Below are 16,567 nucleotides of genomic sequence, written 5' to 3'. Positions count from 1 at the left end.
TAGGTTTGTTAGCACAACTAAAATACGAAAATCCCCGAATTATGCCAAATACGCGCATATTCGGGGATTATTTTTTGATGCAAAGTACTGATAATTAATATCTTAACCCTTTAAAGGGAAGCCTGTTTAATCATTCGCATAAATTAAATGCCTCATTTAAATATTTAATAGGATTTTCTTCGAAATAGGAATCTTTAATTATTGTTGATTTCTTAGATAAGGCTGAAAAACTTCTATTTCCTTTTTTTTTAGTTGGGCTTATTTCGTATTGCTTATTTTCTTCGGTAAGAAACAAACATTTTTCAATTTTTTTATAAAATTGAGAATAGCTTGATACTTTTGCCATATCCCATAAAGGAGACTGTAATTTATCACGTTCTCTTGGATTAACATCTTCAGCAAATATTTTCTCATTTAAGCTACCTATCAGTGCATTATTAATATATGATAATATTAAGTTCTGCTCCAATTCAATATCTAAATTGATTGAATAATAAGGCTCAGATTCTACCAAACCAAATTTTGAGGGAGAGACTGCATGAATATACAAGACATTATCGTATCCTTTAAAAAGTTGGATGAGCTTCATTTTAAGTATTTAAATGGCTTTGTTGCATGGTTAATTTGGAAGGACTTTGACGGTTTAGCCATTGTTTGTGTTATCGACAATAGCCTGCTTATTAATTTTTTGTGAAATAAATTTCCACAAAAATCCAATATCTAAAATGTAGTGTTTTTTTCAAATAGATAGGTTATTTAAAAATGAATCTATTCAATAATAAGATTGAAATCTTTTAATAATTTTTGAGCTTCTTTAAGTTGAACTGTATTCATTTTCCAAATATAAATTTTTTTATTAAGTGCCTGCAAATCGCCTAGATTATGTTTTTTTTTCAATACTTTTCTTTAAATCATAATAATCTGCGATTCGCTTTAAATGAATGTCAGTAACAAAATTAGTTTTTTGTAAATTTCTAAAGTAACCTTCTTTTAGTTTGACAAAATCATTTTCAGATAAATCTATTTTTTTGAAATTAAAAAAATCATTATTCTTGCCGTATGAACCGTACATTATAGCATTTTCAAAATTTCTTGATTTAAATATCATTCCATAATTAAAATTACAAATTTTACTCAATTCATCAAGTAAATTAAAAAATTGATTGTTACTGATAGATAATTTATTTTTATTAATTGAAATTAGTACATGATTTGTTTCTTCAAAAAATCCAATTGAAATTTGAACTGATGACTCATTATTATTGCCTCTATTTGAATGTAACAGGAAGCCATTTAAATCATTATAATCATACTGCTCACACACCTCAATCATTTTCTCTAAAGCCAAAACCCTTTCGGGGTAATTTTTTTCTGAGTAATTGCCATATATTCGACCACTTAATTTCATGCCACTCCATAACTGAATTGTTTTACCAATCAAATTTAAAAAAACAGTTATATCTTGTGAATTAATAGCGCTAAAATAGCTAGCGATTGAGACAATTTTTTTATTACAAAAATTAAACATAGATAAATATTATTTACGTCATCAGAAACGAAGTTGTGAGCACTCTCACGGGCGGTTTTGAGAAACCTGCCGCACCAAGTTCAACCAAAAGGGCCTGATTTTCGATAAAATCAGGCCCTTTTTATATTGAAACGTACGTTTTTAGTCCAGAAAAATGCCAACTATGGCTTGCGCCAACGACAATCCTAAGCTGAACAATAACGCGGCCAAAATGCTCGAAACGCTGAAGCCGTCTACCAGATAATCGCAGAGATAAACAATCAGGATGTTGATGACGAAATAAAACAAACCAAGGGTTAGAATGGTGATGGGCAATGAGAAAAAGAGCAATATCGGTTTTATAAACGTATTGAGTAGTCCCATCACAATGGCGACAATAATGGCGGTTTGGGTGGTGTCAACGTAAAAGCCCTGGAGCACGCGGCTGGCGGCTATCACTACAATAGTGCTTACAATGAGGCGTACAATCAGATTTATCATAAAAGAAGAAAGGTTTGGTTTGAAAATGAATAAGGAAAGATTTTCGGTTGTAAAATTAGAAATACTCCCGAAAATCCAAAGGACAATTGTCGGGTATTTCCACTAAACGCCGTCGACCAATTCAAATTGTAACTTAATCAGGCCCGCATACAGGCCGTTTTCGTTCATGGCCAGTTCTTCGTGGGTGCCAGACTCAAAGATGGTGCCTTCCTTAATGACATAGATGCAATCTACGTTGCGGACGGTGGCTAGTCGGTGGGCGATGATGATGGTGGTGCGATTCTGCATCAAACGGTCGAGGGCATCTTGTACCAATTTCTCCGATTCGGCATCCAACGAGCTGGTGGCTTCGTCGAGAATCAGGATTTTGGGGTCTTTCAAAATGGCCCTTGCAATGGCAATCCGCTGACGTTGACCACCCGAAAGTTTGATGCCGCGTTCGCCCACGATGGTTTCCAATTGGTCGGGAAAAGATTCAATAAAATCGAGGGCGTTGGCTTTGCGGGCGGCTTCCCGAATCTCTTCGTGGGTGGCGTTGGGCTTGCCATAAGCAATGTTTTCGCGGATGGTGCCGCCAAACAAAATGACTTCCTGAGGCACCACGGCGATATTTTGGCGGTAAGCCGTAATATCAAAGGTCTGAATATCCTGCCCATCTACCGAGATTTTTCCGCCCAGCGGGGTATGATAACGCATCAATAGTTGCACGATGGTTGATTTGCCAGCGCCGCTGTAACCCACCAAAGCGATTTTCTGACCGGCAGGTACGTTGAGCGAGACGCCTTTCAATACCTGCATATCGGGCCGGGTAGGGTAGGCAAATTGTACGTTATCAAAAGCGATATTGCCGTTTACCGTAATCGGTTGTACCCGTTGGTGCACATCCACTTCTGATTTTTCGTCCAAAATTTCCAGCAATCGTTCCGAAGCGCCCAAGGTTTTCTGAATCTGGGCGTACATATCGCCCAAACCGCCAATAGACCCCCCGATAAACATGGTGTAGAAAATGAAGGTCATCAATTCAGAAAAGGGCATTTCGCCGCTTTGTACCAGCGTAGCACCGTACCAAACCACCCCGACGATGCCGCCAAACAGCGCAAAAATGATGAATGAAACGAATCCGCCGCGAAAACGGGCCGCTTTTAACGAGGCCGTGATAACGCGAGAAAGGGCGTCGCCGTAGCGGTTGATTTCGAGAAATTCATTCGTAAATGCTTTTACGATTGTCACGGATTGGAGCGTTTCTTCCACCACGACGTTGGCGTTGGCCAGTTCGTCTTGGGCTTTCTTGGAGAGTTTGCGGATGTAGCGCCCAAAAATCATGGCGACTACGATAGCCACGGGAAACGTAGCCAACATAAAAATGGTCAGTTTCCAAGAAATAAAGCAGATAATTACGATACCCACCACCACCGTGGCCAATGAACGAAACAATTCGGCCAAGGTAAATGATAGCACATCCTGCAATGCCTGCACATCGGAGGTGATGCGGCTCATGAGTTCGCCCACGCGGCGTTGTTCAAAAAAAGGAATGGGTAACGATACGATTTTGCCGTATAAAGTACGCCGAATATCGGCCATGCCTTTCTCGCTCACGATGGAGAAAAAATAAATACGCCCAAACGAAAAGAGCGATTGCAGCACCAAAATACCAATCAGAAAAAGAACCACCTGATTGAGTTCATAGGAGGATTTTCCTTCAATCACCGCCACGATTTCGCCAATCAATTTGGGGAAAATAAGGTTGGTTGTGAGCGAGAGAAGCAGGAAAAGGATTCCTACCAAAAACGTATTTTTATAGGGTAAAATAAACCGAAATATCTTGAGGGCTTTCGACAGACCTTCTTTATTGAGTTTGCGTTTTTTATCTTCGGGCGACAATTCTACGCCCGTTCCTCTTCCTTTTGCCATTTTGTGGGTTAATTTTATGCTTTAACTGCTAATGTATTGACTGAGCTTACTTTGCTTTTTTTTAGACTCTTAAACGGCACACGGATGACACGGATTTAATACGTGAAAATCCGTGTTCCCAAAGGGATCCGTGCGGACCGCCGCAGCGGGCATCCGTGTGCCATTAGTCTGCGACGAATGATTAATATTTCCGTTTTAGGTGTCATGGTCCGAGTCCAAATGGGACCCCAAAGTTACTCTTCTTCTTTTTGCCCCTTGTATTTTGATTGCTCCAACAACTGCCTAACATTGGTATTGGCCATTAAATCAGGGAGTTTGGTGGATGGATTTTCGGTCAAATACCGATTGATGATGCGCCAACCTACCCAACGGCCGATTCCTCCGGGGCAGTATTGGCTTATTTCGGGCGTGGCGGGACGCTCACTGATGAATCGGTCTTTTTCGGCATCGCGGGTTTGGTACAACAGCTTTCGGTCCAAAAAATACGCCCAAATGTCTTCTTGTGAGGCGTATACATCTTCGAGCTGCTCCTGCGAATAGCCAATGATGAGGCTGTCGGGCGTTTCGGGGGCTACGTGCTTGACAAACTCGAAACCTTTTCCGTACCACATCATGTCGGCCAGCAGCGTTTGGTCGTTTTCGGGTACTTTGTTGTATTTCTCCGAAATGAAAAACAAAACGGCAGGCACAATGTATTCTTGTTGATAGCGACAAAGTTGATAATCAAATAGTTGGGGTCGGTACTTGGCTTTTGGCCCGCCGAAATAATCTAGCCCGATGACAATCACACTGTCGGAAACGTACAAATCACTACCCATAAAACCCGTCACGGTGGTGACTATTTGCGGAGCTTTAAAATCGGGAAAATTGGCTTGAATCTCACCGAACGCCTGTTGCAGTTGTGTTTTTATGGGTGCTAAATCCCCAAATTGTGTTTGCAGGTCTTTGTTGAATTGCTGCAAATCAGGATTGGTGATATTGGCATACAATTGATTGATAATGAGGGAGTCAGGGGTGCTTTTGTCTAGCCCAAAATACGCTCTCAGGTAAGGGTTTTTGGTGAACAATCCCGCAATTTCGTCAGGATTTTTGGCCGCAAAAAGCTCGTTTTCCAAACGACGAACGGTAACGGGGATTTCTTTGGGCGGGGTATCACAGCCTGACGAGGCCATAAAAAGTGCCGCCGAAGCGAGAATAGAATAGAAAATTGATTTCATGAAAGGAGGCAATGACCTACTTGAAACGCAGAAATATTGCTAAAAGTTTGTGGTTAACCGATTTTTAATGGACAACTTCCCTTATAGCACCGCGCTTTCCAAAAATCGAATCGTGCCTGTATCGGCGTCCATTTCGGCTTCGATGCCTACGGGAATGGTGAATTTTTGACGGATGTGCCCAATCATCGCTCCCGAATACGCGGGTTTGTTGAAAGGACGGATGTGGTCGTTCCAAAGGTCTTCGAGTGTGAGTGAGCCGTAGCTGCCGTTACCGGGTTCACATTCAGTGCATTTGCCGAAAATAAACCCGTTGATTTCGTCCAAAATACCGCAGAGTTTTACCTGAGTTATCATGCGGTCCATGCGATAAGGGGCTTCGTCGACGTCTTCACAAAAAAAGAGTGAACCTTTCCAGTCGGGTACGTAGGGCGAGCCAAGCAAATGACTCAAGACGGTCAGGTTTCCGCCCAATAGTTTACCCCACGCTTTGCCCGAACCAATAGTAGAAATGCGGTCGGCGACCTGTGTGAGATTATCGCCCACTATTTTCGGATTTTCGCAAAACACCGCTTCGGCGTCCATCAGTACTTTTCGGAAATAACCTACCGTAAACTCATTCCAGCTTGCCGCACCTTCTGGCCCGTGAAATGTAATCAAACCTGTTTGGCTGTAAATTCCTAATAACAAGGCGGTTATGTCGGAATATCCGATAATTACTTTGGGGTTTTTACGAATGGTATCATAATCCAACAACGGCAGAAGTCGCGCGCAGCCCCATCCGCCGTGAACGCACACGATTCCCTGTACCGAAGAGTCGGCAAAGAAATCATTTAAATCGGCAGCACGGTCGGCGTCTTTGCCGCCCAAATAGCCGTAGCGCTCCCACATTCGCTTGCCCAATTTAACCTTAAAGCCCAACGCCTGCATGGATTCTATGAGTACCTGAACGGTTTGTTTGCTGTAGGCGGGAGCGGCGGGACAAACCAACCCAACGGTATCGCCAGGTTTGAGGCGGAGAGGTTTGATGGTTGGCTTATTTTTTGAAAAAGTCGGAGTGGAAACGGCGGCAGTGGCGGCAAGCGTGTGCAGGAAATTTCGGCGGTGCATGAAAAGTCGTTTTTACATTTTTTGCTAATATAAATAATTGCCAACATAAAATGTGCTTCACATACGTTAGTTTTAAGCCATAAATGACGATGATTATATGATGACCCTCCGGAGTTTGTTTTTGCTGTTCATGGGGTTAAGCGGTTCGGCAGGACTCTTAGCCCAAAAATTCCCCGCGATTCGGTACGAAGACAAAACGTACGAAACCAACATCAAAACCGTGGGTATTTATCCATCGCCCAACCAACTGCAAGACCCCGCCCGGACTACCTACCCGCCTGTCATCAGTTTGGACGCGGGCGCGCCGCTCATTGCCGAATTTGATGACTTAACGGCCCGGTTTCGGTCGTTTCGGTACAAAATTTTTCACTGTAATGCCGATTGGACGCCTTCTAATCTGAACGATATTGAGTTTACTTATGAATATAACGATTACGCCATCAACAATTATCAGGCGTCGTTCAATACCAAAATTCCTTATTTTCATTACACTTTGGAGGTGCCAAAACTGAAATTGTCGGGCAATTATGTCCTCGCCGTCTATGAAGATGTTCGTCCAGCCAAGTTGGTGCTCACTCGTCGATTTATGATGTATCAACCCCGCGTGAATGTGTTTCCGCAGGTACGACTGTCGACGGGCATTGCCGAGCAGCGCACGCATCAACAGGTGGATTTTGACTTGGAATACCGAGGCTACGAAATTTTGTCGCCCGCCGAAGATTTGAAAATTGTGATTCGTCAAAACTTCCGTTGGGACAAGGTCGTTACCAAACTGCGCCCTACTAACGTGCGGATTTTTGACCAACGGTTGGAATATCGCCCCTTTGATTTGTCCAATAATCTGTTGGCGGGAAACGAGTTTCGGTGGTTTGATACACGTCTGTCGAGGGCATCTGGGATGAGTGTGAGGGATGTACAACAGCTTCCAGATCAGACCATTGCGCACCTACGGCCTGATGCTTCGCGTTTGGGCGGTGGGGCGAGTTTTCAGGCACAGGATTTAAACGGACAATACATTGTGCTAAATCAGGATGCCGCCAACAGCACCAACGAAGCCGATTATATCAACGTGGTATTTACGCTGCAAAGCCCGCCGTACCCCAATGCGCAGGTCTATGTAGGGGGCGCATTCAATCTTTGGCAGCGCGAAGATGCCAACCGCATGACCTACAACACCGAGCGCAACGCCTACGAAGCCAGTATTTATATCAAGCAGGGCGTAGCCAACTATTGTTATTATGCGGTTTTGAACGACGGTCGCGTTGACGAAACTTCTTTTGAGGGGAGTTTTTCCAACACTGCCAATGACTACGAAATCTTCGTGTATCATCGTCCGCCTGCCGCCCGTGCCGACCAATTGGTGGGTTATCGACTCGTAGAATTTGGAAGAAGATAAAGTAATTGTTGATTTCCGCGCCTCAAATCCCGATTTTTGCGCCATACATTTTTGCTTTTACACTTTTTGCCTTTTGGTTTTCCCAAACAATGCCCACTTTTACGCCCGAGCAAGCCCTCAAAGATATTCGTCAAAAAAAGCTACAACCGCTGTATTTTATTCACGGTGATGAGCCCTATTACATTGATCTATTGGCAGATGCTATCGAAAAAGTAGCGGTGCCCGAAGCCGAAAAAGGTTTCAATCAGTTTGTGTTGTTTGGCAAAGAAACCGACATTGGTACCATTCTCAATTACGCGCGTCGGTTTCCGTTCATGGCCGAGCGGCAATTAGTATTGGTCAAAGAAGCACAGCAAATCAGCGGTTTTGACTCAAAAGAAAAAACGGCATTTTTGGAAGATTTCGCCTCGCGGCCACCCGCCTCTACGATTTTGGTGCTGTGTTTTCAAGGAAACTTCGACATGCGCAAATCATTGCCCAAGGTATTTGAAAGGCACGGAGCGATGATTCAGAGCAAAAAAATGTACGACAACAAACTGCCCGATTGGGTAGGGGAGTACGCCCGAAGTTTAGGGACAAAAATCAGCATCAAAGCCATTCAAATGTTGGTCGAAAATATTGGCAACGACCTCAAACGCATCACAAGCGAGATTGACAAAATCCTGCTCAATCTCACTGCCAGTGAAGAAATTACGGCAGCGATAGTTGAAAAATACGTCGGCATCAGCAAAGAATATAATGTTTTTGAACTCCAAAAAGCACTTACGCAACGGGATATTCTGAAATCCAACCGAATCGCTAACTACTTGTCGGCCAACACCAAAGACAATCCCTTGCCGCAGGTATTGATTATTCTTTATAATTTTTTCAGCAAGGTGCTGGTCGTTCACGGAACGCCCGACAAATCGGAAGGAAATCTGGCATCGGTGCTGGGCGTCAATCCTTTTTTTGTCAAAGATTATCTTTCGGCCGCCCGTCAGTATTCGTTAGGACACGTGGTAAATGTCATCAAGGCCATTCGCCGCGCCGACAACGCCTCCAAAGGCATAGAAGTTGGAAGCGTAAACGAAGAAGCTGTTTTGAAAGAGTTGATTTTCAGGATATTGCATTGATGAAGTTTTGTGGGGTGAACCGAAAAATATTAAACCGTAAAACCGAGAAATGTAAAACTGCAAAAGGATAAAGGGTAAAACTGTAAAAGGATAAAGGGTAAAACCGCAAAAGGAATGTTAAGCCAATTTTGACGGTATCACTGCTTGGTTCTATATTTTTAAGTTTTTCGGTTTTACATTCTTGGGTTCTACATTTTTCGGTTTTAAGTTCCTCGGTTCTACATTTTTCGGTTTTAAGTTCCTCGGTTCTACATTTCTTTCCCCGCCTCTCCTTCTCCCAATTCCTTCACTTCAGCTTTTACTTCTTCGTAAATTTTAAACTCTTCGAGCTTCTGCTGGTTAGTAGGAGGGAGTTGCATATCGACGTTCCAACCCATTGAAGCCGCCAATTGATACATCATAAACTGGACTTGGTTGTTGGCAATGCGCGGCAGGTCGCTGGTGAGGGCTTTTTCGTTCATCGCTTGTTTGGCGTCCACGAGCAGGTTGGTGTAATCTTCTTGGTTGAAGCGATTCCAAAGGCCATTTTCAATGTCATAAAATTTGTAGTCGGTATCAATCGACAAAACTTCTGGGTCGGGAAAGTATTCTACGACCATTTTGTTGGTTTTTTCGTCGATACGGTAGCGCATTTTGGCAAAATCAAAACCTACCAACACCTTTGCTTTGGCAATTACCAATGCTTTTTTGGAGTTTTTGAAGAGGTACCAATAGGTCTTGTCATCTTTGTAATCAAAGATTTCGGTAAAATAACCCTCTGCCATCACCACTTTGAAGACTTTTTCGATGCGTTCGAGGAGAATGGTGGAAGATTGAACCAATTGCTTGTTAGCGTTTTGTTTTTGGGTCAGCACATAAAAGATGCCAAACCCTAAACTCCCGCCCAATACTAAGGTAATAATGAAAAAAATAAGTGAAGAAAAGCCCATAATTGTCGGATTTTGCGAAAGTTAGGGAAAATTTATGACCAATAGAATGTTGACTACCTTGTGCAGTTACTTTGGCAGAATCATTGCTTGATTGAAAATAAAAGCGTTATTTTGAAAATAATATTTCGGCCTGATTCTTATGAAAAAGATTTATACCTGGGTACTGATGTTGAGCGTTGTGTTTGGTTTGACGCAATGCTCTAAAACAAGTAACGAAGAAGACCCAACTCCTGCCCCTGGCGTTACGAAAACTGAACTTTTGGCGGGAAAATCGCTGAAGACGTGGGTGATGATATCGTCTAAAATTGACGGGAAAGACGTATTTAATCAATCGCTTGTTTGCAGCCGCGATGACCATACCGTTTATCGTACCGACAAGACTTATGAGGTCAACGAGGGTGAAACGAAATGCTACTCACAAGACCCGCAAATCTACGAAAAAGGAACGTGGTCATTTAATACGGATGAAACGGAGTTGATTATCAATAATGAGCAACGTTTTAAAATCCTTGAACTCAATAATACTACGCTGCGGCTTTCGATAAAAACGCTTTTTGGGGAAACCATCGAACGTACTTTTAAGAAAATCTAGCGTTTTTAACAAGGTATTTCTTCGAGGCACCGTATTTACGGATAACTATTTAACAGTGTTTTGCAAAAACTTCTCGTTGTCATTGCGGGCCCTACCGCCGTTGGAAAAACTGACTTTTGTGTCCGATTGGCACAAACGCTGAAAACCGATGTAATTTCTGCCGATTCTCGACAGTTTTATCGTGAGCTTAGCATCGGTACCGCCAAGCCATCAGATGCTGAACTTCAGGGGATTACGCATCATTTTATCAACTCTCATTCCATTGATATTTTGTACAGTGCGGGGTCTTTTGAGCGAGACGCCTTGGCCGTGTTGGATAAACTTTTTGAAAAACAGAATGTTGCGATTGTGACGGGCGGTTCGGGATTGTACATCAAGGCCGTTTGTGAAGGTTTGGATAATTTGCCCGAAACCCCACCCGAATTGCGGGCTGAGCTGATGCATCGATTGGAGACGGAAGGTCTTGAGCCCTTGCAGACCCAACTTCGAGCCTTAGACCCCGTGTATTGCGAATCCAATGACCTTCAAAATACGCAGCGGGTGGTGCGGGCGTTGGAAGTTTGTTTATTGACGGGAAAACCGTTTTCTTCTTTTAGAGAACACCAGCCTGCGCAACGTCCTTTCCGAATCTTGCAAATAGTGTTGGAAAGAGAGCGGGAAGAACTATACCAGCGCATTGACCGCCGGATGGAGCAAATGCTAGCGGCAGGCTTGGTTGAGGAAGCCCGTTCGTTGGTGGCGTATCGGGAGCATAATGCCCTACAAACCGTTGGGTATAAAGAAGTGTTTGACTTTCTGGATGGTCAATATGATTATGAAGAAATGGTACGACTCCTCAAACGTAACTCCCGCCGCTACGCAAAGCGACAAATTACGTGGTTCAAGCACCAAGGAAATTTTAAAGGATTCCAGGCCGATGATTTTGCCGGAGTACTCGCTTATATTCAGTCAACGAGAGAGGCTCTGAAATAGATAAAAGATTTTTAGGAATTATAGACGGATAATATGACATAAACGGAGCCGAAACCCCGTTTATGTCATTGAAATTACTTCATATTGGTGTACACATTCTGTACGTCGTCGTCTTCTTCGAGGCGCTCGATGAGCTTGTCTACTTCGGCCATTTCTTCTTCCGAAAGTTCCTTTAATTCCGTCGGGATTCGGGTAAATTCTGCGCCTTTTAGTTCGTAGCCTTTTTCTTCCAAAAATTTCTGAATGGCTCCAAAAGCCGAGAATTCGCCGTAAATGTTGATTTCGTTGGTTTCATCGTCCAAAAATACCTCGTCACCGCCCAAGTCAATGAGTTCAAACTCAAGCTCTTCCAAGTCGATGCCTTCGTTGGCAATTTTGAAATGACATTTGCGGTCAAACAAATAATCCAACATCCCCGAAGTACCCAAACTTCCGCCCAATTTATTGAAATAACTGCGGACGTTGGCTACGGTACGGTTGGTATTGTCGGTGGTAGCCTCGATCAAAATCGCGATTCCGTGAGGGCCTTTTCCTTCGTATACAATTTCTTTGTAATCTTCCTGATCTTTGGAAATTGCCCGTTTGATGGCCCGTTCAACGTTTTCTTTGGGCATGTTTGCCGCTTTGGCGTTTTGGATAATGGCCCGCAAACGAGAGTTGTTTTGGGGGTCAGCTCCGCCAGCTTTTACGGCCATTACGATGTCTTTACCGATTCGGGTGAAGACTTTGGCCATCATTCCCCAACGTTTTAATTTACTGGCTTTTCGGTATTCAAATGCGCGTCCCATATTGAATGAGTAAATGTGTGATTTTAATGAATTAGTAAAAAATGGCGTCAAATGTTGGGTCGAGCGTCGTCAATATTCTGCGTTTGCTGGCCCTTTGGCGCGGTTATAGTTCCAAAAGTACTTGATTTTTCAGAATGTCTTCCATCGTTTCGCGTTGGCGAATGATGTGCGCCTTGCCCTGATAGACCAACACCTCGGCGGGGCGAAAACGGCTGTTGTACTGGCTGCTCATCGTAAATCCATAAGCACCCGCGTTGAGCAACGCAAGGGTGTCATTTTCATGCACTTCCGTGAGCTGTCGGTCGGTGGCAAAGGTGTCGGTTTCGCAGATATAGCCTACTACATCGTAGGTTTTGAGCTGGTCAGAAACGGGGTTTGAAACGTTGACAATATGATGGTACGCATCGTACATCATCGGACGAATCAGGTGGTTAAGGCCCGAATTAACCCCCACAAAAGTGCGATTAGGGGTTGATTTTACCACATTCGCATTCACCAACAGGATGCCAGATTCACTGACCAGAAACTTGCCCGGCTCAAACCACAACTGAAGCTTGCGGCACAATTGCTCGCTAAGGGCTAAAAAGGCTTCACTGAGTTGAGCACCTAGCGCGGGCATGTCGGTGGTTGGGTCTCCTTCTTTATAGGCCACCTTAAAGCCTCCGCCTAAGTCGATGATTTGGAGGTTGGGAAAATCTTTGGCAAAGTTAAAAATAACGGCGGCGGCGCGGACAAAGGCATTGGCTTCTTTGATGTCAGAACCCGTATGCTGGTGCAACCCTACGACGTTGATGCCGTATTGGTTCACAATCCGCAGAATATCTTCGCGTTGCCGAATGTCAATGCCGAATTTGGAGCCTTCGTGCGCGGTCATGATTTTGGCGTTTCCACCCGCGGCCACGTTGGGTTTGATGCGAATCATGCACGGCACCGTGCCCCCAAAACGTTGCCCAAATTTTTCGAGGACAATCAGGTTGTCGAGGTTGATGATTGAACCCACGGCCACGGCCGTTTCGATTTCATCAAAAGAAACCCCGCTTGGGGTAAATGTAATCTGTGAGCCTTCGTAGCCGGCGTGCAGTCCCAGCTCCAATTCCTGCGGCGAAACTACGTCCAATTCCACCCCGTTTTGGCGCATCAATTTCAGGATGGAAACATTGGTCAAGGCTTTGCAGGCAAATTTTATCTTTAAATCGACCGATGGAAAGGCGTTACGCAACTGATTGATTTTATCGACTATCTTGTCGGCATCATATACATAGAGCGGGGTTCCGAATTGCTGCGCGATGTCTAAAACGGGTATTCCTTGGATTTCGTAACGGTCGTTTACTAATTGCATGATGATTTGGGCTAATTCGCTGATCATTATTCTCTTAAAGCATAAGAAGGCGGAGGTCAGCGATAGAAAAAAGTTGATTGGTTGAAAATGAAGCCGCAAAGATAGTTGATGCTTCTGCTTTTTCAAACCTCACCGAGTTGCGCAAAAACAGGAAATGTAACCAAACGAGCCGACGCGCTTCCCCAAACACCGATTAAGCGGTCATGCAGGGCTTCAATGGGGTTGTAACCGTTGGCTTTTTCAAACTTGCGCACACTCGACCAAGTGTTGAGGTAATGGCAGATTTGGGTCAACGACCAGTTGTAGTTTTGTAGAAAAACACTCTTTTTGATATTGTTGTACGGAAAAGGAACGTCAGCGTATTGGTTTTCAATGTGGCGGCGCTCGTCGTCCCAATAATCGCCGATGGTATTTTGGTAAAAATCCAGAATAATGGCATCAATTTCGGGGGAAATAGTGAGCAATTCATAGCCCCAAACTGCGATAATTGCGCCTTTTTTGGCTACTCGTTTTACTTCTTTGTTGAAAAGCTCAAAATCAAACCAATGCAGCGCTTGTCCGACGGTAATTAAATCAAACGTATTTGCGTCAAAGGGCGTGGTTTCGGCGGGGCTCACTTGATAATGAATATTGGGTAACAAAACCGCCTGACTGATTTGGGCTTGGCTGAGGTCTGTCGCTTCGACTTCGCGGAAGTGTTTTGCTAAAACGGTTGCCACCTGTCCGTTGCCTGTCGCACAATCCCACGCCTTCCCAAAATGGTGGACGTGTTGGAAAACCCACTGGTACAACGCCTCAGGGTAGTCGGGGCGATAGCGGGCGTAATCGGTGGCGTGGCCTGAAAAAAGGTCTTTCATGGAGTAGCAATTTTATAAAATCGTTAAATCAAAGGCTGCTTTAAGAAAAACTTGTCTGTAAATGATTGAGTAAAAGCACTTTTGTATTTTATATTTTTCGGTTTATTATTTTTCTGTTCCCCAATTCGTTACGGCTCAATAGATTGTTTTTTAACTTGCGTCAAAAATAACCATAACCATGAGAAAACTGCTATTCGTACATTTCCTTCTTTGTTTTGTCTCGTTTTCGCTTTTGGCACAAATCCAATCGGGGCCGATGGTGGGCTATTCTGATATGCGTGAAGTGCTTTTGTGGGTGCAAACCAAGCAGCCCGCTAAGGTGAAATTTGTGTATTGGGAACAGGGAAATAGTGCGCAAAAATGGTCGACCGATGAAACCTTAACCGCCAAAAATACGGCCTTTATTGCGCGTCTGATCGCTGACCAAGTGCAGCCCGGCAAAAAATATGATTATGAAGTATGGGTGGATGGCAAAAAAGTAGCGATTACGTATCCGCTCAGTTTTCAGTCGCAGACCTTGTGGCAGTGGCGTACCGACCCGCCCGCGCTCAAATTTGCGTTTGGCAGTTGTACGTACGTCAACGACGCGCCTTACGACCGCCCTAATTCTTACGGCGGCGACTATGAAATATTTAAAAGTATTGCTTCCCAAAAGCCTGATTTTATGGTGTGGGGTGGCGATAATGTCTATACCCGTGAGCCTGATTGGAATACCCGTACGGGGGTTTTATACCGCAATACACATACGCGCTCGTTGCCCGAGATGCAGCCTTTGTTGGGCTCGGTACACCACTACGCCATTTGGGATGACCACGATTATGGGCCCAACGACTCCGACCGTAGTTTTGCGCATAAAAACGTTACTTCAGAGGCTTTTCGGTTGTTTTGGGGAAATCCCAATTACATTTTTGAAGGTGCTTGCACAGGAACCTTTGAATGGAGCGATGCGCAGTTTTTTATGCTCGACGACCGGTGGTTTCGTGCCCCCAACAACCGCGCCGACGACCGTACTTATTTCGGAGAAGCCCAAATCAACTGGCTGATTGATGCTTTGACCAACAGCAAAGCATCCTTTAAGTTTATCGTGACGGGTGGCCAAGTCATTAATACCGCAGCAGTGTATGAAAACTACGCCATTTACAGTGAAGAAAGGGCCCGTTTTCTGCAAAAAATCGCTGATGCCAAAATCCCAGGCGTTATTTTTCTGACGGGCGACCGCCACCATACAGCCTTGCACAAACTTGATCGTTTTGGTACTTATCCGTTGTACGATTTTACCATTTCGCCCCTGACTTCTGGTGCTGGAAAACCCATTGATGCCGAAAAAAGTGCTACCACGTTTGTTGAAGGAACAGTGGTGGGTAACACGCGCAATTTTGGGTTGTTCGAAATCACGGGCCCGGCCAAAGAGCGAGTGTTGAAAGTGACCGTTTTTAACGCTCAAAATCAGCCACTTTGGACGCGTGAAATCAAATCAAATGAGTTGAAGTAATGCTAACTAAAGGGAACCAGATTGTTATGGATTTACGCGTTGCGCTCATTCAAACTTCTTTACATTGGGAAAATCCAACGGCTAATTTGGCCATGCTGGAAGAAAAAATTGCGGCTTTGGAGCAGCCCTCTGACCTCATCGTTTTGCCCGAAATGTTTACAACGGGCTTTACCATGAAGCCCGAAACCGTGGCCGAGCCCATGAATTTGACCACCTTCAAATGGATGCGTCAAATGGCGGCGCAGACGGGCGCGGTGGTTACGGGAAGTTACGTCGTCAGGGAGAACGGCAATTACTATAACCGCTTGCTTTGGATGCAGCCCGATGGTGAATTTGATGCTTACGACAAACGTCATTTGTTTCGGATGGGCAAAGAACACGAACACTACGCGGCAGGGGAACGCCGCATCATCAAAGAAATCAAAGGTTGGCGGGTGTGCCCGTTGATTTGCTATGATTTACGCTTTCCAGTCTGGGCGCGCAATCGGCAGATGGAATACGATTTGTTGGTTTATGTCGCCAATTGGCCAGCGGTTCGGCGTCAGGTGTGGAATACGCTTTTGCAGGCCCGCGCCATCGAAAATCTAAGCTACGCCATCGGTGTTAATCGGATAGGAGAGGATGGAAATGGCCTGTATCATGCGGGAGACTCGGCCGTGATTGATTTCAAAGGAGAATTATTGAATCGACGCAGTGCCAATGAGATTATTATTGAGCAAACGCTTGATTATGAAGCGCTACGGGCGTTTCGGGAGCGTTTTCCTGCGCATTTGGATGCCGATGAATTTGAGATAAAATAGGGCGTTTCTGAACCGAAAAACCGAAATATTTTAAACTGAAAAATGTA

The 16,567-nt window shown here is 44.3% G+C and carries 16 protein-coding genes; 6 read left to right on the top strand and 10 right to left on the bottom strand.

What is annotated here, in order from left to right; genetic code table 11:
• Nucleotides 1–130: 130 nt before the first annotated feature.
• The 6 genes from NCI00_RS24975 to NCI00_RS24950 all read right to left on the bottom strand — a co-directional run bounded on the left by NCI00_RS24975 (nt 131) and on the right by NCI00_RS24950 (nt 6,243).
• Nucleotides 131–589, bottom strand: a complete 459-nt coding sequence (locus NCI00_RS24975) for a hypothetical protein (RefSeq protein ID WP_253532238.1) — start codon at nt 587–589, stop codon at nt 131–133.
• Nucleotides 590–880: 291 nt separating this feature from the next.
• Complete coding sequence (locus tag NCI00_RS24970) at nt 881–1,528, bottom strand: hypothetical protein (RefSeq protein WP_253532236.1); 648 nt, start codon at nt 1,526–1,528, stop codon at nt 881–883.
• A gap of 141 nt (nt 1,529–1,669) precedes the next feature.
• Nucleotides 1,670–2,008 (bottom strand): phage holin family protein, encoded by a 339-nt coding sequence (locus NCI00_RS24965; RefSeq protein WP_114460824.1) that lies wholly within the window; start codon nt 2,006–2,008, stop codon nt 1,670–1,672.
• 102 nt (nt 2,009–2,110) lie between these two features.
• The gene (locus NCI00_RS24960; RefSeq protein WP_253532235.1) at nt 2,111–3,919 is read right to left on the bottom strand and encodes an ABC transporter ATP-binding protein; all 1,809 of its coding nucleotides are present in this window, start codon (nt 3,917–3,919) and stop codon (nt 2,111–2,113) included.
• A gap of 233 nt (nt 3,920–4,152) precedes the next feature.
• Nucleotides 4,153–5,136 (bottom strand): gliding motility protein GldB-related protein, encoded by a 984-nt coding sequence (locus NCI00_RS24955; RefSeq protein ID WP_253532234.1) that lies wholly within the window; start codon nt 5,134–5,136, stop codon nt 4,153–4,155.
• Nucleotides 5,137–5,217: 81 nt separating this feature from the next.
• Nucleotides 5,218–6,243 (bottom strand): S66 peptidase family protein, encoded by a 1,026-nt coding sequence (locus NCI00_RS24950; protein WP_253532233.1) that lies wholly within the window; start codon nt 6,241–6,243, stop codon nt 5,218–5,220.
• A 97-nt stretch (nt 6,244–6,340) separates the two neighbouring features.
• Here NCI00_RS24950 and NCI00_RS24945 point away from each other — a divergent pair, with 97 nt between their 5' ends.
• Entirely contained in the window at nt 6,341–7,639 is a 1,299-nt protein-coding gene (locus NCI00_RS24945; protein WP_253532232.1) for a type IX secretion system plug protein, read from the top strand.
• Nucleotides 7,640–7,728: 89 nt separating this feature from the next.
• Entirely contained in the window at nt 7,729–8,751 is a 1,023-nt protein-coding gene (gene holA, locus NCI00_RS24940) for a DNA polymerase III subunit delta (RefSeq protein WP_253532231.1), read from the top strand.
• 248 nt (nt 8,752–8,999) lie between these two features.
• On the opposite strand, the gene NCI00_RS24935 is transcribed toward holA, so the two are convergent.
• Nucleotides 9,000–9,680 (bottom strand): DUF4230 domain-containing protein, encoded by a 681-nt coding sequence (locus tag NCI00_RS24935; RefSeq protein WP_114069681.1) that lies wholly within the window; start codon nt 9,678–9,680, stop codon nt 9,000–9,002.
• A 139-nt stretch (nt 9,681–9,819) separates the two neighbouring features.
• Here NCI00_RS24935 and NCI00_RS24930 point away from each other — a divergent pair, with 139 nt between their 5' ends.
• On the top strand, nt 9,820–10,272 hold the full coding sequence (locus NCI00_RS24930; protein ID WP_253532230.1) for a lipocalin family protein: 453 nt from the start codon (nt 9,820–9,822) through the stop codon (nt 10,270–10,272).
• A 60-nt stretch (nt 10,273–10,332) separates the two neighbouring features.
• The gene (miaA, locus tag NCI00_RS24925; protein ID WP_253532229.1) at nt 10,333–11,244 is read left to right on the top strand and encodes a tRNA (adenosine(37)-N6)-dimethylallyltransferase MiaA; all 912 of its coding nucleotides are present in this window, start codon (nt 10,333–10,335) and stop codon (nt 11,242–11,244) included.
• A gap of 74 nt (nt 11,245–11,318) precedes the next feature.
• On the opposite strand, the gene NCI00_RS24920 is transcribed toward miaA, so the two are convergent.
• The 3 genes from NCI00_RS24920 to NCI00_RS24910 form a co-directional block, all read right to left on the bottom strand.
• The gene (locus tag NCI00_RS24920) at nt 11,319–12,032 is read right to left on the bottom strand and encodes a YebC/PmpR family DNA-binding transcriptional regulator (RefSeq protein ID WP_253532228.1); all 714 of its coding nucleotides are present in this window, start codon (nt 12,030–12,032) and stop codon (nt 11,319–11,321) included.
• Nucleotides 12,033–12,135: 103 nt separating this feature from the next.
• On the bottom strand, nt 12,136–13,371 hold the full coding sequence (lysA, locus tag NCI00_RS24915; RefSeq protein WP_253532226.1) for a diaminopimelate decarboxylase: 1,236 nt from the start codon (nt 13,369–13,371) through the stop codon (nt 12,136–12,138).
• A gap of 122 nt (nt 13,372–13,493) precedes the next feature.
• Nucleotides 13,494–14,228: a class I SAM-dependent methyltransferase gene (locus NCI00_RS24910; protein WP_253532224.1), complete on the bottom strand. Its 735-nt coding sequence runs from the start codon at nt 14,226–14,228 to the stop codon at nt 13,494–13,496.
• 178 nt (nt 14,229–14,406) lie between these two features.
• Here NCI00_RS24910 and NCI00_RS24905 point away from each other — a divergent pair, with 178 nt between their 5' ends.
• Nucleotides 14,407–15,720, top strand: coding sequence for an alkaline phosphatase D family protein (locus tag NCI00_RS24905; protein WP_253532222.1), 1,314 nt, complete (start codon nt 14,407–14,409; stop codon nt 15,718–15,720).
• 26 nt (nt 15,721–15,746) lie between these two features.
• Nucleotides 15,747–16,520: an amidohydrolase gene (locus NCI00_RS24900; protein WP_253532220.1), complete on the top strand. Its 774-nt coding sequence runs from the start codon at nt 15,747–15,749 to the stop codon at nt 16,518–16,520.
• Nucleotides 16,521–16,567 lie beyond the last annotated feature (47 nt).

The sequence above is a fragment of the Runella salmonicolor genome (assembly GCF_024158025.1).
Taxonomy (GTDB): domain Bacteria; phylum Bacteroidota; class Bacteroidia; order Cytophagales; family Spirosomataceae; genus Runella; species Runella salmonicolor.
This window is presented reverse-complemented; position numbering and strand designations above follow the sequence as displayed.

What these genes read in the sequence shown, in the direction of transcription:
- NCI00_RS24930 (WP_253532230.1), top strand. Translation starts at nt 9,820, where the DNA reads ATGAAAAAGATTTATACCTGGGTACTGATGTTGAGCGTTGTGTTTGGT.
- NCI00_RS24935 (WP_114069681.1), bottom strand. Translation starts at nt 9,680, where the DNA reads ATGGGCTTTTCTTCACTTATTTTTTTCATTATTACCTTAGTATTGGGC.
- NCI00_RS24960 (WP_253532235.1), bottom strand. Translation starts at nt 3,919, where the DNA reads ATGGCAAAAGGAAGAGGAACGGGCGTAGAATTGTCGCCCGAAGATAAA.
- NCI00_RS24945 (WP_253532232.1), top strand. Translation starts at nt 6,341, where the DNA reads ATGATGACCCTCCGGAGTTTGTTTTTGCTGTTCATGGGGTTAAGCGGT.
- NCI00_RS24900 (WP_253532220.1), top strand. Translation starts at nt 15,747, where the DNA reads ATGGATTTACGCGTTGCGCTCATTCAAACTTCTTTACATTGGGAAAAT.
- holA (WP_253532231.1), top strand. Translation starts at nt 7,729, where the DNA reads ATGCCCACTTTTACGCCCGAGCAAGCCCTCAAAGATATTCGTCAAAAA.
- NCI00_RS24905 (WP_253532222.1), top strand. Translation starts at nt 14,407, where the DNA reads ATGAGAAAACTGCTATTCGTACATTTCCTTCTTTGTTTTGTCTCGTTT.
- NCI00_RS24975 (WP_253532238.1), bottom strand. Translation starts at nt 589, where the DNA reads ATGAAGCTCATCCAACTTTTTAAAGGATACGATAATGTCTTGTATATT.
- NCI00_RS24910 (WP_253532224.1), bottom strand. Translation starts at nt 14,228, where the DNA reads ATGAAAGACCTTTTTTCAGGCCACGCCACCGATTACGCCCGCTATCGC.
- NCI00_RS24965 (WP_114460824.1), bottom strand. Translation starts at nt 2,008, where the DNA reads ATGATAAATCTGATTGTACGCCTCATTGTAAGCACTATTGTAGTGATA.
- NCI00_RS24955 (WP_253532234.1), bottom strand. Translation starts at nt 5,136, where the DNA reads ATGAAATCAATTTTCTATTCTATTCTCGCTTCGGCGGCACTTTTTATG.
- lysA (WP_253532226.1), bottom strand. Translation starts at nt 13,371, where the DNA reads ATGCAATTAGTAAACGACCGTTACGAAATCCAAGGAATACCCGTTTTA.
- NCI00_RS24920 (WP_253532228.1), bottom strand. Translation starts at nt 12,032, where the DNA reads ATGGGACGCGCATTTGAATACCGAAAAGCCAGTAAATTAAAACGTTGG.
- NCI00_RS24970 (WP_253532236.1), bottom strand. Translation starts at nt 1,528, where the DNA reads ATGTTTAATTTTTGTAATAAAAAAATTGTCTCAATCGCTAGCTATTTT.
- NCI00_RS24950 (WP_253532233.1), bottom strand. Translation starts at nt 6,243, where the DNA reads ATGCACCGCCGAAATTTCCTGCACACGCTTGCCGCCACTGCCGCCGTT.